The organism is Pseudomonas sp. WS 5071 (genome assembly GCF_012985765.1).
In the GTDB taxonomy this organism is placed as follows: Bacteria; Pseudomonadota; Gammaproteobacteria; order Pseudomonadales; family Pseudomonadaceae; genus Aquipseudomonas; species Aquipseudomonas lundensis_A.
Genome location: NZ_JAAQWY010000022.1, coordinates 45395 through 66222, shown reverse-complemented (window position 1 = coordinate 66222; position 20828 = coordinate 45395). Strand labels below are relative to the sequence as shown.

General features: G+C 59.2%; 21 protein-coding genes. 15 read left to right on the top strand and 6 right to left on the bottom strand.

The genetic code is table 11. The features are described 5' to 3' along the window. Window positions 1-20 precede the first annotated feature (20 nt). Entirely contained in the window at window positions 21-689 is a 669-nt protein-coding gene (locus HBN61_RS14735; RefSeq protein ID WP_169964088.1) for a DNA-3-methyladenine glycosylase, read from the bottom strand. 177 nt (window positions 690-866) lie between these two features. On the opposite strand from HBN61_RS14735, the gene HBN61_RS14730 reads away from it, so the two are divergent. From HBN61_RS14730 to HBN61_RS14670, 13 genes are all read left to right on the top strand, one after another. Then, window positions 867-2138: a glutamate-5-semialdehyde dehydrogenase gene (locus HBN61_RS14730; protein ID WP_094992160.1), complete on the top strand. Its 1272-nt coding sequence runs from the start codon at window positions 867-869 to the stop codon at window positions 2136-2138. Window position 2139: 1 nt separating this feature from the next. Continuing rightward, window positions 2140-2829 (top strand): nicotinate-nucleotide adenylyltransferase, encoded by a 690-nt coding sequence (nadD, locus tag HBN61_RS14725; RefSeq protein WP_094992161.1) that lies wholly within the window; start codon window positions 2140-2142, stop codon window positions 2827-2829. A 70-nt stretch (window positions 2830-2899) separates the two neighbouring features. After that, complete coding sequence (gene rsfS, locus HBN61_RS14720; RefSeq protein ID WP_047279125.1) at window positions 2900-3394, top strand: ribosome silencing factor; 495 nt, start codon at window positions 2900-2902, stop codon at window positions 3392-3394. Window positions 3395-3403: 9 nt separating this feature from the next. After that, on the top strand, window positions 3404-3871 hold the full coding sequence (gene rlmH / locus HBN61_RS14715) for a 23S rRNA (pseudouridine(1915)-N(3))-methyltransferase RlmH (RefSeq protein WP_003444191.1): 468 nt from the start codon (window positions 3404-3406) through the stop codon (window positions 3869-3871). A 12-nt stretch (window positions 3872-3883) separates the two neighbouring features. Beyond that, entirely contained in the window at window positions 3884-5779 is a 1896-nt protein-coding gene (gene mrdA, locus HBN61_RS14710; RefSeq protein WP_094992162.1) for a penicillin-binding protein 2, read from the top strand. Window positions 5780-5810: 31 nt separating this feature from the next. Continuing rightward, complete coding sequence (rodA, locus tag HBN61_RS14705; protein ID WP_170047043.1) at window positions 5811-6914, top strand: rod shape-determining protein RodA; 1104 nt, start codon at window positions 5811-5813, stop codon at window positions 6912-6914. A gap of 5 nt (window positions 6915-6919) precedes the next feature. Continuing rightward, complete coding sequence (gene mltB / locus HBN61_RS14700) at window positions 6920-7942, top strand: lytic murein transglycosylase B (protein ID WP_169963967.1); 1023 nt, start codon at window positions 6920-6922, stop codon at window positions 7940-7942. Then, the gene (locus HBN61_RS14695; RefSeq protein ID WP_170047024.1) at window positions 7942-8940 is read left to right on the top strand and encodes a septal ring lytic transglycosylase RlpA family protein; all 999 of its coding nucleotides are present in this window, start codon (window positions 7942-7944) and stop codon (window positions 8938-8940) included. The genes mltB and HBN61_RS14695 overlap by 1 nt, the downstream gene beginning before the upstream one ends. 176 nt (window positions 8941-9116) lie before the next feature. Continuing rightward, window positions 9117-10274 carry a D-alanyl-D-alanine carboxypeptidase family protein gene (locus HBN61_RS14690; protein WP_094992166.1) on the top strand — a complete coding sequence of 386 codons (1158 nt, stop codon included), beginning with the start codon at window positions 9117-9119 and terminating at the stop codon, window positions 10272-10274. 79 nt (window positions 10275-10353) lie between these two features. After that, window positions 10354-10629 carry a DUF493 domain-containing protein gene (locus tag HBN61_RS14685; protein ID WP_094992167.1) on the top strand — a complete coding sequence of 92 codons (276 nt, stop codon included), beginning with the start codon at window positions 10354-10356 and terminating at the stop codon, window positions 10627-10629. Then, a complete protein-coding gene (gene lipB / locus HBN61_RS14680; protein WP_170047023.1) occupies window positions 10629-11282 on the top strand; it encodes a lipoyl(octanoyl) transferase LipB in 654 nt (217 codons plus the stop codon). The genes HBN61_RS14685 and lipB overlap by 1 nt, the downstream gene beginning before the upstream one ends. A 1-nt stretch (window position 11283) precedes the next feature. Next, window positions 11284-12324: a lipoyl synthase gene (lipA, locus tag HBN61_RS14675; RefSeq protein ID WP_094992169.1), complete on the top strand. Its 1041-nt coding sequence runs from the start codon at window positions 11284-11286 to the stop codon at window positions 12322-12324. A 4-nt stretch (window positions 12325-12328) separates the two neighbouring features. After that, window positions 12329-13282, top strand: coding sequence for a S66 peptidase family protein (locus tag HBN61_RS14670; protein ID WP_094992170.1), 954 nt, complete (start codon window positions 12329-12331; stop codon window positions 13280-13282). 37 nt (window positions 13283-13319) lie between these two features. Here the strand turns inward: HBN61_RS14670 and HBN61_RS14665 are convergent, their stop codons facing one another. From HBN61_RS14665 to leuS, 5 genes are all read right to left on the bottom strand, one after another. Beyond that, the gene (locus tag HBN61_RS14665; RefSeq protein WP_094992171.1) at window positions 13320-14624 is read right to left on the bottom strand and encodes a lytic murein transglycosylase; all 1305 of its coding nucleotides are present in this window, start codon (window positions 14622-14624) and stop codon (window positions 13320-13322) included. A gap of 50 nt (window positions 14625-14674) precedes the next feature. Next, window positions 14675-14824 (bottom strand): alternative ribosome rescue factor ArfA, encoded by a 150-nt coding sequence (gene arfA / locus HBN61_RS14660; protein ID WP_003444166.1) that lies wholly within the window; start codon window positions 14822-14824, stop codon window positions 14675-14677. 129 nt (window positions 14825-14953) lie between these two features. Beyond that, window positions 14954-15991, bottom strand: a complete 1038-nt coding sequence (gene holA / locus HBN61_RS14655; RefSeq protein ID WP_169963973.1) for a DNA polymerase III subunit delta — start codon at window positions 15989-15991, stop codon at window positions 14954-14956. 42 nt (window positions 15992-16033) lie between these two features. Beyond that, complete coding sequence (locus HBN61_RS14650; RefSeq protein WP_094992173.1) at window positions 16034-16639, bottom strand: LPS-assembly lipoprotein LptE; 606 nt, start codon at window positions 16637-16639, stop codon at window positions 16034-16036. 90 nt (window positions 16640-16729) lie between these two features. Then, the gene (gene leuS, locus HBN61_RS14645; RefSeq protein ID WP_094992174.1) at window positions 16730-19336 is read right to left on the bottom strand and encodes a leucine--tRNA ligase; all 2607 of its coding nucleotides are present in this window, start codon (window positions 19334-19336) and stop codon (window positions 16730-16732) included. 236 nt (window positions 19337-19572) lie between these two features. Here leuS and HBN61_RS14640 point away from each other — a divergent pair, with 236 nt between their 5' ends. Together HBN61_RS14640 and HBN61_RS14635 are read left to right on the top strand one after the other, a co-directional pair. Further along, window positions 19573-19866 (top strand): hypothetical protein, encoded by a 294-nt coding sequence (locus tag HBN61_RS14640; protein WP_094992175.1) that lies wholly within the window; start codon window positions 19573-19575, stop codon window positions 19864-19866. A 155-nt stretch (window positions 19867-20021) separates the two neighbouring features. Then, window positions 20022-20783, top strand: coding sequence for a YdcF family protein (locus HBN61_RS14635; RefSeq protein WP_094992176.1), 762 nt, complete (start codon window positions 20022-20024; stop codon window positions 20781-20783). Window positions 20784-20828: the final 45 nt, after the last annotated feature.

Below are 20828 nucleotides of genomic sequence, written 5' to 3'. Positions count from 1 at the left end.
AGTCTTTTAAGCAGTGGCAATTACGCGTGATCCAGGATCACGTAGTCCTTGCCTTCAACCTGGCCGCGCCTCAACGGGTTGCGCGTGCAATACGCAGCGTAGTCAGCGTCGACAAAGCGGTACATCAGGTGTTCATCCCGCCCGTGGGGGATGCCCAGGCGCGTGGTTTGAATCACATGCGAGGGTTGTTGTGCGACGTCATCGACCCGTAAACGTTCGGGGTCGAAACATTTTGCATCCCATTCAGGCACTTTCAGGCCCAGCGCCTTGCACAGCAGGGTTTGCCCGGCGCAGAGCTTTTGGTCGGGGCGCGGTCGACCTTGAGTATCGGGGTTGTTGCGCTGCATGAGCGCCAGACTGTCCGGGCCTGATAAGTCATCGACCCATGGGTAAGCCGATTTGATCAGTACCGCATTGCCCGGGCCGTGGGCACTGAAGTTCAAGGAATCGCCGCCGCGAGCGTAGTACATATAAATGTGCCCGCCATCGAGAAACAGCGCCTTGCGCTTTTCGGTGTAGCCCAGCGAGGCATGGCTGCCTTTGTCGACGCAGTAATACGCTTCGGTTTCGATAATGCGCGCACTGAGCCACAGGCCGTTGACCCGGTGGCGGATGACCTTGCCCAAGAGTTCGCGGGCAACACGTTGAGCATCTCGGTCGAAAAAGGAATCCGGCAGCACGTTTGGCATCTTCAGGGCTATCACATCAGTGGCTAAAAGGGCGCAGATCATAGCAAGACCTGCTTAATTCGCGCTGAACACTGTGTATTTGTGGTCCATTTCGACCATCCGCCTGCCACCGCTGTGCGTAAGGCAGCATGATCGCTATAATCGGCCGCTTTCCTCTCTGCCAAGACCATTGAGACCATGACTGAGTCCGTTCTTGACTACATGACCCGCCTGGGTCGCGCTGCCCGTGAAGCTTCCCGTGTGATTGGCCGAGCCAGCACCGGGCAAAAAAACCGTGCCTTGCTGGCGGCTGCCGCTGCCCTGGACGCTGCGCGACCGGAACTGACTGCCGCCAATGAGCAGGATCTGGCGGCGGGTCGGGCCAATGGTCTTGAGCCTGCCATGCTGGAGCGCCTGGCGCTGACCCCTGCGCGCATCGACGGCATGATCGTCGGTTTGCGCCAGGTGGCCAGCCTGCCGGACCCGGTCGGCGCCATTCGTGACATGAGCTACCGCCCTTCGGGTATTCAGGTGGGCAAGATGCGCGTGCCGTTGGGCGTGGTCGGTATCATTTATGAGTCGCGCCCCAATGTGACCATCGACGCCGCGAGCCTGTGCCTGAAATCCGGCAATGCCACCATTCTGCGCGGAGGCTCCGAGGCGATTCACTCCAATCGGGCCATTGCGGCCTGTATCCAGCGAGGTCTGGCCGAGGCCGGTCTGCCGCCGGCGGTGGTGCAAGTCGTTGAAGTGACCGATCGCGCAGCGGTTGGTGCCTTGATTACCATGCCTGAATACGTGGACGTGATCGTGCCCCGTGGTGGCAAAGGCCTGATCGAGCGAGTCAGCCGTGATGCACGGGTGCCGGTCATCAAGCATCTGGACGGCATTTGCCATGTGTATGTCAGCGCCCATGCCGACCTGCCAAAGGCGCAACGTATTGCGTTCAACGCCAAAACGTACCGCTACGGCATTTGCGGGGCGATGGAAACACTGCTGGTGGATCAAGCCGTTGCGGCCGAATTTCTGCCCGCGATGGCTGAGCAATTTCGCGCCAAGGGCGTCGAACTGCGTGGTTGCGAGCGCACCCAGGCGCTGATTGACGTTGCGCCGGCCACAGAAGACGACTGGCACACCGAATATCTGGACGCGAAGTTGTCGATCCGCGTGGTCGACGGGCTGGACGCGGCGATTGAACACATCAACCACTATGGCTCCCATCACACCGACTCGATCGTCACCGAACATCAAGGCGACGCCCGGCGTTTCATGGCTGAAGTGGACTCCAGTTCGGTGATGCTCAACACCCCGACCTGCTTCGCGGATGGATTTGAATACGGATTGGGTGCGGAGATTGGCATTTCTACTGATAAGCTGCACGCCCGCGGCCCGGTGGGTCTCGAAGGTCTGACCTGCGAGAAGTACATTGTGGTCGGTGACGGACAACTGCGCGGTCAGGAGCCGGTGTGATTTGATCGACCTTGAAGCGTCCGCGCACGCAGCGAAGAACGACGCGTTACCCCGGCGCATAGGCGTCCTGGGTGGAACCTTCGATCCGGTGCACATTGGGCATTTGCGCGGCGCGCTGGAAGTTGCCGAGATGATGGAACTCGATGAGCTGCGTCTGACACCCAACGCCCGGCCGCCCCATCGCGACACGCCACAGGTGTCGGCGCATGATCGTCTGGCGATGGTCCAGTGCGCAGTTGAAGGAGTGGCTACGCTGGTGGTAGACGCTCGGGAACTGCAACGGGACAAGCCGTCCTACACCATTGACACCCTGGAACTGATGCGCGCCGAACTGGCCGCTGATGACCAGTTGTTTTTATTGCTGGGTTGGGACGCGTTTTGCGGCCTGCCCACATGGCACCGCTGGGAAGAGTTGCTCCAGCATTGCCATATCCTGGTGCTTCAGCGCCCGGATGCCGACAGCGAACCGCCGGATGCCTTGCGCAACCTGCTGGCAGCGCGCTCGGTAAGCGACCCGCTGGCCTTGAAAGGGCCGAGCGGACAGATTGCATTCGTCTGGCAGACACCGCTCGCGGTATCCGCCACCCAGATCCGTCAACTGCTGGCCAGCGGTAAGTCGGTACGTTATCTGGTGCCCGACGCGGTCCTGGCCTACATCGATGCGCACGGACTGTACCGTGCGTCGAACTGAAAAGGCGTGTTTCAAGGCGCGATTTGACGTGTATTGAAACACCCGAACATACGAGCAAAACGAGTTTTATATGACCAACAAAGATGTAAGCAAAGTTAAGCGCAAAGGCACGTTCAAGAGCGCACCCCTGCCTGAAAAAGCCCAGCCGACTGAAATCCTGAAAGGCGAAGAACTGGTCAAAGTGGCCGTGACGGCTCTGGAAGACGTCAAGGCTCAGGACATTCAAGTGATCGACGTGCGCGACAAGCACAGCATCACCGACTTCATGATCATTGCCACCGGTACGTCGAACCGTCAGATCGGCGCGATGCTGGACAAGGTTCGCGAAGCGGTCAAGGCACTGGGTGTCAAACCGTTGGGCGAAGAAGGCAAGGGCGACAGCGACTGGGTTCTGCTGGACATGGACGACGTGATCGTTCACATGATGACCGCCAGTGCACGTCAGTTCTACGACCTGGAGCGTCTGTGGGCCGGTGCGGAACAAAGCCGTGCAGGCAGCGCTGCTCACCACAGCCCGGAAAACACCCACGAGCATTTCCTCAAGCTCAACAAAGACCAAGAGTAAGGGTTAGCTGTGCGCCTGCGTTTGATCGCTGTCGGTTCGCGTATGCCTAAATGGGTGGAAGAAGGCTGGCATGAGTATGCCAAGCGTCTGCCATCCGAGCTGGCCCTTGAACTGGTAGAAATACCGCTCAATACCCGCGGCAAGAATGCCGACGTGGCCCGCTTCATCCGTCAGGAAGGCGAGGCCATGCTGGCCAAGGTCGGTCCGGGCGAGCGCATTGTCACGCTGGAAGTGCATGGCAAACCCTGGAGCACCGAGCAGCTGGCGGTCGAACTGGACCGCTGGCGCCTGGACTCGCGCACCGTGAACTTTATGGTCGGCGGCCCCGAAGGGCTGGCGCCGGAAGTCTGTGCACGTGCCGATCAGCGCTGGTCGCTGTCGCCGTTGACGTTGCCGCACCCGTTGGTAAGGATTCTGATTGGTGAGCAGTTGTATCGCGCCTGGACGGTTTTGTCCGGGCACCCTTATCACAAATAGTCAGCGTCCCGAATGTCTCAGCCAATTCGCCTCAAAGACCACGAGAAAGACGCACGTCTTGTGCGCAGCCGCGTCGTGGTCGGCGCAATTGTGGTGGTGGCGCTCATTTGTGCGCTGATTGCGCGTCTGTACTACTTGCAAGTCGTGCAGTACGAGTACCACTCGACCCTGTCTGAAAACAACCGGGTGCACGTGCAGCCGATCCCCCCGACACGCGGCCTGATTTTTGACCGCAACGGTGTGGTGATCGCGGACAACCGGCCCAGCTTCAGCCTGAGCATGACCCGCGAGCGTTCCGGTGACTGGCAGCAAGTGCTCGATGTGATTGTCGAGGTGTTGCAGCTCACGCCGGAAGACCGCGCCTTGTTCGAAAAGCGGATGCGGCAGGGGCGTCGGCCCTTCGAGCCGGTGCCCATTCTGTTTGAGCTCACTGAAGAACAGATCGCCCGAATTGCCGTGAACCAGTTCCGCCTGCCCGGGGTTGAAGTGGTTGCGCAACTGGTACGTCACTACCCGCAGGGCGCGCACTTTGCGCATTCGGTGGGGTACATGGGGCGGATCAACGAGAAAGAACTTAAAACCCTCGATCCGGTGAATTACAGCGGCACCCATCACATTGGTAAAACCGGCATCGAGCGCTTCTATGAAGCTGAGCTGCACGGTCAGGTGGGTTACGAAGAGGTCGAGACCAACGCCCGCGGCCGCGTGTTGCGCGTGCTCAAGCGAACGGACCCGATTCCCGGCAAAGATATCGTGCTCAGTCTCGACATCAAATTGCAGGAAGCTGCCGAGGAAGCGCTGGCCGGGCGACGTGGCGCCGTGGTGGCGTTGAATCCGAATACCGGCGAAGTCCTGGCGATGGTCAGTCAGCCGAGCTTCGACCCCAACCTGTTTGTCACCGGTATCAGCTTCAAGGCGTATGCCGAATTGCGCGATTCGATCGACCGTCCGCTGTTCAATCGCATCTTGCGCGGGCTTTACCCGCCGGGTTCGACCATCAAGCCTGCGGTGGCGATTGCCGGACTCGACAGCGGTGTGATTACCGGTGCTTCACGGGTCTACGACCCTGGCTACTACATGCTGCCCAATTACGATCACAAGTACCGTAACTGGAACCGCAGCGGTGATGGCTATGTGGACTTGGACACGGCGATCATGCGTTCCAACGACACCTACTTTTATGACCTCGCCCACAAGCTGGGGATTGATCGTCTGTCGTCGTACATGAATCAGTTTGGTATCGGCCAGAAAGTCTCGCTCGACATGTTCGAAGAGTCCGCCGGCCTGATGCCGTCCCGCGAGTGGAAGCGGGCGACGCGGCGCCAGGCATGGTTCCCTGGCGAAACCCTGATTCTGGGCATCGGCCAGGGCTACATGCAGTCCACACCCCTGCAACTGGCCCAGGCCACGGCACTGATTGCCAGCAAGGGCAAATGGATCCGTCCGCACCTGGCCAAGACCATTGAAGGCGTACCGCCCGTTGACCCGAACCCGATGCCCGACATCGTGCTGCGTGACCCGTCCAACTGGGCCAAGGTCACCCACGGCATGCAGCAAGTGGTGCATGGCGCACGTGGGACGGCGCGGGTGGCGGGCGTTGGTGCGCAATACCTGATCGCTGGCAAGAGTGGTACGGCACAGGTGGTGGCGATCAAGCAGGGCGAAAAATATGACCGCTCCAAAGTTCAGGAGCGCCATCGCGACCACGCATTGTTCGTAGGCTTTGCCCCGGCTGACAACCCGCAGATTGCGGTCTCGGTCATGATTGAAAACGGCGAGGCGGGCAGCCGCGTCGCGTCGCCGGTCGTGCGCAAGGTCATGGATGCCTGGTTGCTGGATGCACAAGGCAAGCTCAAACCTGAGTACGCCAGCCCTTCAAAGGCGGAGGTTACGGCCCGTGATGAGTAATTTTGATCGCATGCTCTCCAGTGAGGATGTGATGCGTCGACGTGCCTCGCTGTTGCAGCGCTTGCACATTGACGGCCCGCTGCTGATTTTGCTGTTGACCCTGGCGGCCGGCAGTCTGTTTGTTCTGTACTCCGCCAGCGGCAAGAGCTGGGACCTGCTGAGCAAGCAGGCCACTTCGTTTGGTATCGGTCTGGTGTCCATGTTCATCATTGCCCAGCTTGAACCCCGCTTCATGGCGCGCTGGGTGCCGGTTGGCTACCTGATCGGCGTGTTGCTGCTGGTGGTGGTGGACGTCATGGGCCACAACGCCATGGGCGCTACGCGCTGGATCAACATTCCGGGGGTGATCCGCTTCCAGCCTTCGGAGTTCATGAAGATCCTGATGCCAGCGACTATCGCCTGGTACCTCTCCAAGCGCACGCTGCCGCCCCAACTCAAACACGTGGCAATCAGCCTCATGCTGATTGGCGTGCCCTTTGCGCTGATTGTGCGTCAGCCCGACCTCGGCACTGCGCTGCTGGTACTGGCCGGCGGCGCGTTTGTACTGTTCATGGGCGGCCTGCGCTGGCGCTGGATTCTCAGCGTGCTGGCGGCCACGGTCCCGGTCGCTGTGGCCATGTGGTTTTTCGTGATGCACGACTACCAGAAGCAGCGCGTATTGACCTTCCTGGACCCTGAAAGCGATCCGCTGGGCACCGGCTGGAACATCATTCAATCCAAGGCCGCCATCGGCTCAGGCGGCGTGTTTGGCAAAGGCTGGTTGCTGGGCACCCAGTCGCACCTGGACTTCCTGCCCGAAAGCCACACCGACTTCATTATCGCGGTCATGGGCGAAGAGTTCGGCCTGGTGGGCATTTGTGCCTTGCTGCTGATTTACCTGTTGTTGATCGGTCGCGGCCTGGTGATTACGGCCCAGGCGCAGACGCTGTTCGGTAAATTGCTGGCGGGCAGCCTGACCATGACGTTTTTTGTTTATGTTTTCGTCAACATCGGTATGGTCAGTGGCCTGTTGCCGGTGGTGGGCGTGCCATTGCCGTTCATTAGCTACGGCGGAACTTCGCTCGTGACGCTGCTGTCAGCGTTTGGGGTTTTGATGTCGATCCACACACATCGCAAGTGGATCGCGCAAGTTTGATTAAGGTGAAGAATTCAATGCAAGTAATGCGTGGCTGGGCTGCTCGATACGCGTCCTGGGTAGGCCTGTTGGGTCTGTTCGGGGCGGCGCAAAGCGCAGTGGCCGGCGACTATGAAGGCTCGCCCCAAGTGGCTGAATTTGTCGGTGAGATGACCCGCGATTACGGGTTCGCCGGTGAACAGCTGATGGACGTATTCCGTGAGGCTCAGCGCAAGCAGAGCATCCTGGACGCCATTTCGCGCCCGGCCGAGCGCGTCAAACAGTGGAAGGAATACCGCCCGATCTTCATTTCGGATGCCCGCGTGGCACGTGGTGTCGATTTTTGGCGTGAGCACGAAGCCGCGCTGGCCCGCGCCGAGCAGGAATATGGCGTACCGGCGCAAGTGATTGTGTCGATTATCGGCGTTGAAACCTTCTACGGCCGCAACACGGGCAGCTACCGGGTGATCGACGCGTTGTCGACGCTGGGCTTCGATTACCCGCCGCGTGCTGAGTTCTTCCGCAAAGAGCTGCGCGAATTTTTGCTGCTGGCCCGCGAGGAACAGGTTGATCCGCTGACCCTCAAAGGTTCGTACGCCGGAGCAATGGGTTTGCCGCAGTTTATGCCGAGCAGCTTCCGCGCCTATGCCGTGGACTTTGATAACGACGGTCACATTAATATCTGGAGCAACCCGGACGACGCCATTGGCAGTGTGGCCAGCTACTTCAAGCGCCATGGTTGGGTCGCGGGGGAGCCGGTGGTGATTCGCGCCGATGTCCAGGGTGATAGCGCAGACCAAGGCCTGACCCAGGGTATTGAGCCTGTGAAAACAGTCGGGGAGTTGCGAGCGCTGGGGTGGTCGAGTCATGATGCGCTGCGTGACGACATGCCGGTCACCGCTTTCCGTCTCGAAGGCGATAACGGCCCTGAATACTGGATGGGCCTGAAGAATTTTTATGCGATTACGCGTTACAACCGTAGCGTGATGTACGCCATGGCAGTGCACCAACTGTCCGACCTGCTGGTTCAAGCACGGGGCAACAAGTAATGCCGTTTCTAGCGATCCGTACACCCTTGAAAGTCGCTGCCTGCGCCGCCGTCGCGTTGCTGGTGGTGAGTTGTTCCAGCAGTCGCTCTACCGCGCCGCAGCAAAAGTCGGCCCCTGTGGTGCGCGCCACCCCCGGTCTGGATATCAACCGGGCGCACAAGGACGGCGCACCGTGGTGGGACGTAGACGTCTCGCGTATCCCGGACGCGACGCCAACCCTGCACACCGGACCGTACAAGGCCAACCCGTATACCGTGCTGGGTAAAACCTATTTCCCGATGCAAGAATCCAAGACATACGTGGCCTCGGGCACGGCGTCCTGGTACGGCACCAAGTTTCACGGTCAGAACACCGCCAATGGCGAGGTGTATGACCTGTACGGCATGAGCGCAGCGCACAAAACCTTGCCGCTGCCCAGCTACGTCAAAGTGACCAATCTGGACAACGGTAAAGCCGTGGTGCTGCGGGTTAATGACCGTGGCCCGTTCTATTCGGACCGTATCATCGACTTGTCCTACGCAGCGGCCAAAAAGCTCGGTTATGCCGAAACCGGAACGGCGCGCGTCAAGGTGGAAGGCATCGACCCGCAACAATGGTGGGCGCAGCGCGGTCGACCTGCGCCGTTGATGCTCAATGAGCCGAAAATGGCCCAGAATGCGCCGGGCCCTACCATCGCCACCGGCAAGGTGGAGCAATGGACGCCGCCTGCGCAGCAGCACGCTACTGATGTCGTGCCAGTGCCGCGTATGGCTGGCGGTCAGGGCACGTACTTGCAGGTCGGCGCCTTTGCCAACCCGGATGCTGCAGAGTTGCTTCGTTCCAAGCTCAGTGGCATGGTCAGTGCCCCCGTATTTATCAGCTCGATTGTGCGCAATCAGCAGACCTTGCACCGTGTGCGGCTGGGGCCGATTGCCTCGGCCGGCGAACTACAGCAAGCGCAAAACAGCGTGAGACTGGCCAATCTGGGCCAGCCAAGCGTTGTGACATCGGATCAGTAACACTGATTAACGCGTTGGGCCCTGAAGGTTTGGGGCTCAAACGCAGTTGCAGCGACAAAGAACAAAAGCCCTGCGAGGGGGTGCCTGCAACTGAATACGCGACAGCCTCTATAACAGGGCTGTCAGAACAGTTTTGCCCGCGAGGGTAAGTTTCCATCAACAATTTCGAGAGACGGATGAACATCACCACCTTTGCCAAACGCCTGTGCCTGCTTGTCCCGCTGATCATTACGCCTGCCGCCTGGGCAGCCGAAATGATGCCGTCGCCGCCACAGCTTGCCGCCAAATCCTACGTGCTGATGGATGCCAATAGTGGCAACGTGCTGGTTGAGAACAATGGCGACCAGCGCCTGCCCCCAGCCAGCCTGACCAAACTGATGACCGCGTACATTGCTACGCTGGAAATCCGTCGTGGCCAGATCGGTGAGAACGACCCGGTCACCGTCAGCGAGAACGCCTGGCGCACCGGTGGTTCGCGCATGTTCATCAAGGTCGGCTCCCAAGTGTCGGTCAGCGATCTGCTGCACGGGATCATCATTCAGTCGGGTAACGACGCCAGTGTTGCATTGGCTGAACACATTGCCGGCAGTGAAGATGCGTTCGCGGACCTGATGAACAAGACCGCCGCCGAGCTGGGCATGACCAATAGCCACTTCATGAACCCGACCGGTCTGCCAAACCCTGAGCACTATTCGTCGGCGCATGACATGTCGCTGCTGGCCCGCGCGATCATCCACGAAGACCCCACTCACTACGCGATCTACTCGCAGAAAGAGTTCTTCTGGAATGGCATCAAGCAGCCTAACCGCAACCTGTTGCTGTGGCGCGACAAGACGGTTGACGGCCTGAAAACCGGTCACACCGACGAAGCGGGCTACTGCATGGTGTCTTCGGCAGTACGTGACGGCATGCGTTTGATTGCCGTGGTGTTTGGCACCAACAGCGAAGCGGCCCGTGCGGCCGAAACGCAAAAACTGCTGACCTACGGTTTCCGCTTCTTCGAAACCCAGACCTTCTATCAAAAAGGCACCGAGCTGGCGCAAGCTCCCGTCTGGAAAGGCACCACCAGCCAGGTCAAAGCCGGTCTGGCCAACGACCTGACCCTGACCCTGCCTAAAGGCCAATTGAAAAAGCTGGCCGCGAGCATGACCATGAACCCGCAACTGATGGCGCCTATCGCCAAAGGTGACGTGATCGGTAAGGTTGAAGTCAAACTCGACGATAAAGTTGTTCACAGTGCGGACTTGATCGCACTTGAGCCGGTTGAGGAAGGTGGCATTTTCCGCCGCGTGTGGGATAGCATCCGTCTATTCTTCTACGGGTTGTTCAACTGATTGCACCCACCTGTGTGACCCTGCGCTTACCCGGCGCGGGGTCATGTCTGTAGTTCCGGGCTTACGAGGCCAATACGCCATGAGCGATAACGAAGTAAAGGCGCCAAAGATCGAATTTCCTCAAACCGATTACCCGATTAAGGTGATCAGTGACACCGGTGTGGGCAACAAGGACAAAATCCTCGTGATCGTGAAAAAACACGCGACGATCAACGATGATCGTGTTGACGAGCGCCAGAGCACCAACGGCAAGTACACCACTATCCAGTTGCACATTGTGGCCACGGATCAAGACCAGCTGTACAACATCAACAGCGAACTGCGGGCCACCGGCTTCGTTCACATGGTGTTGTGATGTCGCGGGCCCTGGGTTTTCGCGAGTTGTCGTTGCTGGACTACGAGCCCACTTGGCTGGCGATGCAACGTTTTACCGACCAGCGCAAAGACCGGCCCGAGACGCAAGACGAAATCTGGCTGGTAGAGCATCCGCCAGTATTTACCCAGGGGCAGGCCGGCAAAGCCGAGCATTTGCTGTTACCGGGTGATATTCCGGTGGTCAAATCGGATCGCGGCGGCCAGGTGACGTATCACGGGCCTGGCCAGTTGGTCGCTTACCTGATGCTGGACGTGCGGCGTCTGGGCTTTGGGGTCCGCGAACTGGTCAGCCGGATGGAGCGCTGCCTGATCGAGCTGCTCGCCAGTTATGGCGTCAGTGCCGAGGCCAAGCCCGATGCGCCGGGGGTTTATGTGAATGGCGCGAAAATCGCCTCATTGGGCCTGCGGATCCGCAATGGCTGCTCTTTCCATGGCCTGGCCCTGAATGTGGACATGGACCTGGAACCGTTTCGACGGATTAACCCCTGTGGATACGCGGGGCTGGCGATGACCCAGTTGCGTGACCATACAGGCCCGATTGAATTTGCCGAGGTGCGTGCCCGGCTGCGTGCGCAGCTCGTCAAACACCTCGACTATGCTGAGCAGACGACCCTGACGGGCGGAATCGATTGATATGACTACTGCGCAAGACGCTGTTGAAACCCTGATCCCTACGCTGGACATCTCTGAACGTGCAGCCCGCGCCAGCGAGGCCCGTTCCAAGGTTGAGACCGGCGTCAAACTGCGCGGTGCCGAAAAGGTTGCGCGTATCCCGGTCAAAATCATTCCGACCACCGAGTTGCCGAAAAAGCCTGACTGGATTCGTGTACGCATCCCGGTTTCGCCGGAAGTCGACCGTATCAAGCAACTGCTGCGCAAACACAAACTGCACAGCGTCTGCGAAGAAGCGTCCTGCCCGAACCTGGGAGAGTGCTTCTCGGGCGGTACTGCCACCTTCATGATCATGGGCGATATATGCACCCGTCGCTGCCCGTTCTGTGACGTGGGCCATGGTCGACCGAAGCCTCTGGACGTCAATGAGCCTGAAAGCCTGGCCATCGCCATTGCTGACCTGGGCTTGAAGTACGTGGTCATCACCTCGGTAGACCGTGACGACCTGCGTGACGGCGGCGCTCAGCATTTTGCTGATTGCATCCGCGAAATCCGCAAGCTGTCACCCAACGTCCTGCTTGAAACCCTGGTGCCCGATTACCGTGGCCGTATGGACGTAGCCCTGGACATCACGGCCGCCGAGCCGCCTGACGTGTTCAACCACAACCTCGAGACCGTACCGCGCTTGTACAAGGCTGCGCGTCCGGGCTCGGATTACCAGTGGTCGTTGACATTGCTGCAGCGCTTCAAACAAATGATGCCGCATATCCCGACCAAATCCGGCCTGATGCTGGGCCTGGGCGAAACCGATGAAGAAGTCATCGAAGTGATGAAGCGCATGCGTGAGCACGATATCGACATGCTGACTCTTGGCCAGTATCTGCAACCGTCGCGCAGCCACTTGCCGGTTCAGCGTTTCGTGCACCCTGACACCTTTGCCTGGTTCGCTGAGGAAGGTTACAAAATGGGTTTCAAAAACGTTGCTTCCGGACCGCTGGTTCGTTCGTCGTACCACGCGGATGAGCAGGCCAAACTGGTCAAAAACATGCTGGTCAGTGAGTGACTCCATGAATAGCCGGTTCACCGCGCAGGTGTCTTACAAGGCTCACTGCGCGGTGCCCGCGCTGCGTGCTGGCGGGGTGATCGGCCTGATCGCCCCGGCAGGCCCCGCCGAACTCGATCTTCACCTTGCCACCCAATGGATACAGGCACGCGGTTATCAACTGCGGGTCTTTCCGGGGGTATGGGAAAAAGACGGTTACCTGGCGGGCGCTGATACCACCCGACTGCAGGACCTGCACGACGCCTTTGCAGATGACAGCATTGACGCGATTTTATGCATGCGCGGCGGCTATGGCAGCCCGCGTTTACTCGATGGCATCGACTTCGAGTGCCTTAAGCGCCATCCCAAACCGTTTATCGGCTACAGCGACATTACGGCGCTGCACCTGGCAATCACCCGTTATGCAGGCTTCGTGACTTTTCACGGGCCGATGCTTAATGCCGACTTGTTGGGCAATAAACAGGCGCCGACTGAAACCTCACTGCTGGACATGATCAGTGGCCGACAAGCCGCCGTTTTGACCCATCCCGCCGCCTTTGCGTTGACCACCGTGGCGCCGGGTGTGGCCAGTGGGCGATTGCTGGGCGGCAACCTGGCCATGATCTGCGGCACGCTTGGCACCGCATTCGAGCTGGACGCAGACGGCATCATTTTGTTCATTGAAGACGTTAACGAACCGCTGTACCGGATTGATCGTTTGCTCACCCAGTTGCGGCTGGCAGGCAAGTTGGCACAGGTTCGGGGCGTATTGGTGGGGGATGTGGCCGGGGTGGACCCTCAGGCGTTGATGCGACTGATCGGGCAGGAACTGGGGCCTCTGGGTATCCCAGTACTCGCTGGATGGCGCAGTGGGCATTGCGACCCGAACCTGACCTTGCCAATGGGCGCGCACGTGCGTCTGGATGCAGATAAACAGCAGTTGGTGTTAGAGCAGGACGTCGTTTCCATCGCGCCGTGACCCTCTCCCTGGGGGAGAGGGTCGGCCTGAAAGCCGCTTATTGTTGGCGCAAACTCTCGAGCAACTTGTGCGAAGGGTAGCCATCAGCGGGCCAGCCCAGCGCTTGTTGCGCGCTGCGAATCGCCTTGCGGGTATTTGCCCCGATAATGCCGTCAGCCTTGCCTGCGTCGTAATTGCGGTTGCTCAGTAACGTTTGCAGCTCGACGCGTTCGCTGCGGCTGAGTGGGCGCTCATCTTTAGGCCAATCACCTTTGATGACGCCGCCGCCATTAAAGCGCTCAGACAGCAGGCCCACAGCCAGCGCATAAGATGAAGAGTTGTTGTAGCGCAGGATGGCACGGAAGTTATCCAGCACTAAAAATGCCGGTCCCCTGTACCCGGCGGGCAGCAACAAAGTGGCGCTCAGTTGTTCTGAGCCGCTTGCAGTCACAGGCACCTGAACCCCAAGCACCTGCCATTCGCTGACACTTTTACGCACCGTGCCGTCCGCCAATGCGTAGTCAAACCCACTCGGCAGGTCGACTTCAAACCCCCAAGGCTGGCCTTGTTTCCAGCCGGAGCTTTGCAGGTAGTGGGCCGTGGAGGCCAGCGCGTCTGCCGAACTGTTCCAGATATCCCGACGACCATCGCCGTCGAAATCCACCGCATGGGTTTCATAGGTGGTGGGGATGAATTGGGTCTGGCCCATAGCCCCGGCCCATGAGCCGAGCATTTTCTCGGGCGAGATATCGCCTTCTTGAATGATCTTCAGCGCAGCGATCAGTTGGCTTTGGGCGAACTCCGGGCGGCGACCTTCATACGCCAGTGTGGCCAGGGAGCGGATCACCGATTTGTTGCCTTGAAAGGTACCGAAGTTACTTTCCATGCCCCACACCGACACCAGTGCCTGACGATCAACACCGTAGCGCTGTTCGATACGGGTCAGCAGCTCGGCATTTTGCTCCAGCAATCGCTGGCCATTGCGCACGCGCAGCGGAGAAAGGGCGCCGTCGAGGTATTCCCACACCGGGCGGCTGAATTCGGGCTGGCTACGGTCAGCCTTGATGACACCCATGTCGGGGGTGATGTCTTTGAAGGCGTTATCGAAAACCAGCGGGTTGATCCCGGCCTTCAGGGCTTGCGCACGGAAGTTGGCTTGCCATTCGCTGAAGCTTTGGGCGGGCTGGATTTCAAGGTTGTCTGCAACTGGAGCGCTGGTAATCACCGCGGGCGCGGGAGGCGTCACAGGCAGGGGTTGAGCATCGGCTGCGGTGGGTTTCTCTGCGCAGGCGACTAAAAGGATGACGCTGGAAGCAGCAATCAGTTGGCGCATCGGCCAACGGCGTTTATGACTTAAGGGCATGCGCAGGTCCAGGTAATGCGAATCAGATGCAGACCTTAACATTCCCGCCGTCAGGCAGCCAGAAAGTAAAAAGCCTCCCGGTCTCTCGACTGGAAGGCTTCGCGGCGGTAGCTGCCTTTGCCTTTGGCGGGGCGTTCCTGACGGCTTCGGAACAAGGGTTGGGCGACGATGGATTTGGCCTTGTTGGGGCGTTTGCTCATGGCAATGATTCTCGCTGAGTTGAACAAGCGCAAATCATCGGCCAGATTGTTTGATCTGTCCAGCGGGTGTTACGTGCGGGCGTTGACAGGCACCTGGGTGCTTTTACAGCGGCTACCTAGAGCAGCTGGTTATTCCGCTGGCAAATTCAGACGTTGCCCGCACATCAGCAGCGCTAATCGGCTGAGGCTGCTCCAGGCAGAGCCTGCGGCTTGCCCCTTGATCTGTGCATCGATGCGTTGCGCATCCATCAACAGTTGCGCCCAGCGCTGCGCCGAATAACGTTGCAGGGCTTTGCTCATCAGCGGTTTACGCTTGTCCCACACGGGCGGGCGTGCCTGGCTGAACGCCTTGTCCAACGGAGTGCCCTGGCTGTATTGCAGGGCAATGTTGGCCAAGACCCGTAGCTCGCGAGCCAGCGCCCAAAGGATCACAGGTGGCTCGACGCCTTCACCGCGCAAGCCTTCCAGCATGCGCAACGCATGGGCTGCCTCACCGTTGAGCACCGCGTCCACCAGCCCGAACACATCAAAACGGGCGCTGTCGGCTACCGCGGCTTGCACGGTCTCGACAGTGATCTGGCCATCTTCAGCCATGAGTTTGAGCTTTTCGATTTCCTGAGCGGCTGCCAGCAAGTTGCCTTCCACCCGTGCGGCAATCAGTTCCACTGCATCATGGGTCGCCGCCAGTCCTGCCTGCGACAGTCGCTGACGAATCCATTGGGGCAATTGATTCGCGTCCACCGGCCAGATCTGTACGAACTGAGTATGGGCGCCTTCAATCAGCGCCTTGCCCCATTTGGTTTTCTGCGCGCTGCCATCGAGTTTTGGCAGGCTGATCAGCAGCAGGGTGTCTTCTGCGGGGCGCGAGCAATATTCGATGAGGGCTGCTGCGCCTTTGTCGCCGGGCTTGCCGGACGGCAATCGCAACTCCAGCAAGCGTTTTTCAGCGAACAACGACATGCTTGCGCCTGCCTGCAGCAACGAGCCCCAGTCGAAACTGGCGTCGGCACTGAATACTTGACGCTCATCAAACCCTTGTTGGCGGGCGTTGCTGCGGATGGCGTCTGCGGCTTCCTGACACAGCAGCGGGTCGTCGCCGCTGATGATGTAGACGGGCGACAGGCTGCCTTGCAGGTGTTTGGCGAGTTGGGCGGGGGCGAGTTTCATAGGGCTTGATAGATGACGGGGCGCCTGAGCGCCCCGTATACCTTATTGCTCAGGGACTTCGAGGGGCGACTGCTGAGGGATCGCATCTTGCGCCTGACGTGCAGCTTCGATGGCCTGGGCTTCAGCCTTGGCTTTCTCATCAGCCACTTGTTGCAGCTTGGCCAGTTGCTCAGGAGTCAGTTGCTCCAGGCGCAGCACCATCTGTTGCACCAGCTCGCGACGCATTTCAGTGTTGACCATGGCCGCTTCCTGGCCAGAACCGGTGATGTTGCTGCTGTCTTGCAGGTAGACCTTGTGCACTTCGATCTTGTTGTTGAGCAACGGCAAGTTGTGATCGCCACGGATTTCGTAGTTCAGCACTTTGGTCAATTCGTATTCCACCGAGCCACCGTTGCCGGCATAGCTGGCAGCGCGCTGGGTGTCTTGCTCATTGGTGAGGATCAAGTGGTAAGGCGCAGCGGAGGTGATTTTCACGCCGCTGTTTTCCAGCACTTGTCGCAACTCACGCACGGTATCGCCGTAAGCGTTACGGGCTGTTACGTCGAGTTCGGTAATCGACAGCTGATTGGTGCCGGTGCCACGCAGCTGAAAGCCGCAGGCGCTCAGCAAGACTGCGAGGCCCATCACCAGCAAGTTGCGTTTGATCATGTGTTGCTCCCCTTGAAACCAGATGGGCCGACGGAGCGGCCCGGAAGGTTTTGTTGGGCACCCGCACTCAAGGCGGGCGCCTGTTCCAATTTAGCTGGCGACGATATTAACCAGTTTGCCCGGCACGACGATCACTTTACGGATGGTCAGACCATCGGTGAAACGCAGTACGTTTTCGTTGACGCGGGCAGCCGCTTCAATTTCTTCACGGCTGGCACCGGCAGGCATTTCGATCTGGCCGCGCAGTTTACCGTTAACCTGAATCACCAGTTGCAGCGTGTCCTGTACCAACGCGCTTTCGTCCAGCGTCGGCCAAGGTGCGTCGATGATGGCGCCGATGTGACCCAACTGATTCCACAGCTCATGACTGATGTGCGGGGTGATCGGAGCCAGTAACAGGGCAACGGTTTCCAGGCCTTCCTGCAACAGGGCGCGGTCTTGCTCGGTAGCTTGCGGGGCTTTTTCCAGGACGTTCATCACGGTCATCACTTGCGCAACGGCGGTGTTGAATTTGTGGTGCTGGCCTACGTCCTGGCTGGCTTGCTTGATGGCCTGGTGAATGGCGCGACGGATGACTTTTTGATCGTCATTGAGCGAGCCGATGTCCAGTGCAGCGGGCAGGCCCTGACTGACGTGAGCTTGCGCCAGACGCCATACACGCTTGAGGAAACGGTGCGAGCCTTCAACGCCGGAGTCCGACCATTCAAGGCTGGCGTCAGGTGGCGACGCGAACATCATAAAGAGGCGGCAGGTATCGGCGCCGTACTGCTCGATCATGTATTGCGGGTCAACACCGTTGTTCTTGGACTTGGCCATTTTTTCAGTGCCGCCAATTTCAACCGGCAGACCATCGCTGATCAGCTTGGCGCCGATGATTTTGGCCTTGCTGTCACGCTCCAGCTCGACGTCTGCCGGGTTGAACCAGGTCAGGGCGCCGTTGGCTTCGCGACGGTAATACGTTTCTGCAATCACCATGCCTTGGGTCAGCAGGTTCTTGAACGGCTCGTTGGAGCTGACCAGGCCTTCATCGCGCATCAGTTTGTGGAAGAAGCGTGCGTAGAGCAGGTGCAGGATGGCGTGCTCGATACCGCCGATGTATTGGTCGACCGGAAGCCAGTGGTCGGCAGCGGACTTCTCGACCAAACCGCCCTCGTAGTGAGGCGAGGCATAGCGTGCGTAGTACCACGACGACTCGACAAAGGTGTCCATGGTGTCGGTTTCACGCTTGGCCGGCGCGCCGCATTTCGGGCAGCTGCATTCGTAAAATTCCGGCATGCGGGCCAATGGCGAACCGGCGCCATCGGGTACGACGTCTTCAGGCAAGACGACCGGCAATTGGTCTTCCGGCACCGGTACGTCCCCGCAGCTGTCGCAGTGAACGATCGGGATCGGGCAACCCCAATAGCGCTGACGGCTGATGCCCCAGTCGCGCAGGCGGAACTGGGTGCGCGATTGGCCCAGGCCTTTGGCCGTCAGGGCAGCTTCCATGGCAGTGAAGGCTGCGTCGAATTCCAGACCGTCAAACTCGCCGGAATTGATCAGTGGACCGTGTTCGTTGTACGCGTCCTGCCAAGGCGCAGGGGAGGCGTCGCCCGCGCTGGTGCGAACGACCGACTTGATCGGCAGGCCGTATTTGGTGGCGAATTCGAAGTCGCGCTCATCGTGCGCCGGCACAGCCATTACCGCGCCGTCGCCGTAGTGCATCAACACATAGTTGGCGACCCACACCGGAAGTTTCTCGCCGGTCAGCGGGTGTTCAACGAACAGCGAGGTCGGCAGGCCCTTTTTCTCTTGGGTCGCCATGTCGGCTTCTGCCACGCTGCCGCCTTTGCATTCAGCGATAAACGCTTGCAGCTCGGGGTTGGACTGCGCCGCCTGAGTGGCCAGCGGGTGCTCGGCAGCCACGGCCACGTAGGTGGCGCCCATCAGGGTGTCAGGGCGGGTGGTGAAGACCTTGAGTGTGCCTTCTTCGCCGATGGAGTCGACGTCGTAAGGGAACTGGACTTCCATGCCGCGGGATTTGCCGATCCAGTTGCGCTGCATGGTCTTGACCTGTTCAGGCCAGCCCGTCAGCTCGTCGAGGCTTTCAAGCAGCTCATCGGCATATGCCGTGATCTTGAAGTAGTACATCGGGATTTCACGCTTTTCGATCAGCGCCCCCGAGCGCCAGCCACGGCCGTCGATCACTTGCTCGTTGGCCAGAACGGTCTGGTCCAGCGGGTCCCAGTTCACGGTGCCGTTTTTACGGTAAATCACGCCTTTTTCGAACAGGCGAGTGAACAGCCATTGTTCCCAGCGGTAGTAATCCGGCTTGCAGGTGGTGATTTCACGCGACCAGTCAACCGCCAGACCCAGGCTGCGCAGCTGGGTCTTCATGTATTCAATGTTTTCGTACGTCCACTTGGCCGGAGCGACGTTGTTCTTCATCGCGGCGTTTTCAGCCGGCATGCCAAAGGCGTCCCACCCCATGGGTTGCAATACGTTCTTGCCGAGCATGCGCTGGTAACGGGAGATCACGTCGCCGATGGTGTAGTTGCGCACGTGCCCCATGTGTAGCTTGCCGCTCGGGTACGGGAACATCGACAGGCAGTAGTAGGTTTCCTTGCCTGGATCTTCGCTGACTTCGAAGGACTTTTGGTTGTCCCAGAATGATTGGGCGGCGGCTTCTATTTCACGGGGCTGATATTGTTCGTGCATGGCTACTTGTACTGATAAAGGGTGGCCTAATCCTCTTCAACATACGGCCGGCTATTGTGTTGCCCGGTCAAGTTGGAGTAGGGGTTACAGGAAGTCCCGTAGCATACATGACCCCACTCTATCGAGGGAAACCCTGATTGCCTCGTCCTTCCGTTGGTCGCTGCACCGCACCGGTTTTGTGCGCGCGACTAAGCTTGCTCTCAGGGGAGATTGATTTCCTTCAATGAGGTGAACGGATGGCAAAAACGCAACGCAAAGCAACAACGTCAAAGGTGTATGAGCGTTTGATTAATCGTTTGGATGTGGCTCTTGATTCAGCGAAAACGGCAGAGCAATTACGTAACGAACACCCTGTCGAAGTGGAATTGCGAGGCTTGAGTCATGCAGAACTGGAGTTGATTAACGCGTATTTAAACCGGAGCGAACGCGAGGTGGATAGACGTTCGCATGGCAGCAGTTTTGTGCAGCAAACCCCAGCGGCAGCCAATGTCATCTGGCTGAAGGATCGGGTCAGGCAAGCCAAGGGCTAGAGCGGCCTTTTCTACCGTGAGCCCGTGATACATGTGAGTGGCGTCACCTACGTGTCCAGGGTTGATAAAACAGGCGTTTATGTTCAAGTCACTCACGTGCCTGTTGTTGCATCGGATCAACCCCCTTAGGCTTCGGGCATCTTTGGAGATGCTCGATGCCTATTCGATATTTCGTTAAACAATTGCTTCTGCCGCCCGGCATTCTCTTAGTGATCCTTGTGCTCGCGTGGTGGCTGCGTCGTTCGCGACCGCGATTGGCCGGGGCTTTGTTTGCCGTGGGGATCGGTGGCTTCTGGTTGATGAGCCTGCCCGTGGTGGTGCAATGGAGCGCCCGCGCACTGGAGCGTGAGCCGGCACTGGCGCAAAGCGAGTGGTCGTCCTTGGCCACGCGTGCCGATGCCATTGTCGTACTGGGTTCCGGTCGCGAGCGGGGTGACCCCGCTTGGGGCAGCGATCAACCAACGGGCACAGGGCTTGAGCGTCAGCGCTATGCGGCCCGACTGGCCAAGGCCTCCGGGTTGCCGCTCTTGACCACTGGCGGCCTGCATTACGGGACGCCGCCGAGTGAAGCGCAGTTAATGGCTGACTCCCTGCGCGATGATTTCGGCGTGGACGTACGCTGGAAAGAAGAACGCAGCCGCACGACGTGGGAAAACGCACAAATGACTGCCGATCTCTTGCTGCCTCAGGGCATCAAGCGCGTGGTTGTGGTCACACAAGCGTGGCACATGCCGCGTTCGGTCTGGAGTTTTGAAAAGGCCGGGTTTGAAGTCGTGCCCGCGCCGGTAGGCTTTTTAGGTCGTGACAACGCACGGCCTTTGGGCGGCTGGATGCCAGAATTCAAATCGATCTGGCAGTCCGGGCAATTGCTCAACGAAGCAGTAGGCCAAGTGGCTTACCCATTGTTTTATCGTTGATGGCCAGTGACGGATGACAGGCGACTACAGGGGGCAGTGCCTGCA

Excerpts from the sequence above, each read along its gene's own strand:
- lipB (WP_170047023.1), top strand. The coding sequence starts at position 10,629 with ATGTCGCGGGCCCTGGGTTTTCGCGAGTTGTCGTTGCTGGACTACGAG.
- rodA (WP_170047043.1), top strand. The coding sequence starts at position 5,811 with ATGCGTCGACGTGCCTCGCTGTTGCAGCGCTTGCACATTGACGGCCCG.
- HBN61_RS14730 (WP_094992160.1), top strand. The coding sequence starts at position 867 with ATGACTGAGTCCGTTCTTGACTACATGACCCGCCTGGGTCGCGCTGCC.
- HBN61_RS14635 (WP_094992176.1), top strand. The coding sequence starts at position 20,022 with ATGCCTATTCGATATTTCGTTAAACAATTGCTTCTGCCGCCCGGCATT.
- arfA (WP_003444166.1), bottom strand. The coding sequence starts at position 14,824 with ATGAGCAAACGCCCCAACAAGGCCAAATCCATCGTCGCCCAACCCTTG.
- lipA (WP_094992169.1), top strand. The coding sequence starts at position 11,284 with ATGACTACTGCGCAAGACGCTGTTGAAACCCTGATCCCTACGCTGGAC.
- HBN61_RS14640 (WP_094992175.1), top strand. The coding sequence starts at position 19,573 with ATGGCAAAAACGCAACGCAAAGCAACAACGTCAAAGGTGTATGAGCGT.
- rsfS (WP_047279125.1), top strand. The coding sequence starts at position 2,900 with ATGACCAACAAAGATGTAAGCAAAGTTAAGCGCAAAGGCACGTTCAAG.
- HBN61_RS14670 (WP_094992170.1), top strand. The coding sequence starts at position 12,329 with ATGAATAGCCGGTTCACCGCGCAGGTGTCTTACAAGGCTCACTGCGCG.
- HBN61_RS14665 (WP_094992171.1), bottom strand. The coding sequence starts at position 14,624 with ATGCCCTTAAGTCATAAACGCCGTTGGCCGATGCGCCAACTGATTGCT.
- HBN61_RS14650 (WP_094992173.1), bottom strand. The coding sequence starts at position 16,639 with ATGATCAAACGCAACTTGCTGGTGATGGGCCTCGCAGTCTTGCTGAGC.
- HBN61_RS14695 (WP_170047024.1), top strand. The coding sequence starts at position 7,942 with ATGCCGTTTCTAGCGATCCGTACACCCTTGAAAGTCGCTGCCTGCGCC.
- HBN61_RS14735 (WP_169964088.1), bottom strand. The coding sequence starts at position 689 with ATGCCAAACGTGCTGCCGGATTCCTTTTTCGACCGAGATGCTCAACGT.
- holA (WP_169963973.1), bottom strand. The coding sequence starts at position 15,991 with ATGAAACTCGCCCCCGCCCAACTCGCCAAACACCTGCAAGGCAGCCTG.
- HBN61_RS14685 (WP_094992167.1), top strand. The coding sequence starts at position 10,354 with ATGAGCGATAACGAAGTAAAGGCGCCAAAGATCGAATTTCCTCAAACC.
- mrdA (WP_094992162.1), top strand. The coding sequence starts at position 3,884 with ATGTCTCAGCCAATTCGCCTCAAAGACCACGAGAAAGACGCACGTCTT.
- leuS (WP_094992174.1), bottom strand. The coding sequence starts at position 19,336 with ATGCACGAACAATATCAGCCCCGTGAAATAGAAGCCGCCGCCCAATCA.
- HBN61_RS14690 (WP_094992166.1), top strand. The coding sequence starts at position 9,117 with ATGAACATCACCACCTTTGCCAAACGCCTGTGCCTGCTTGTCCCGCTG.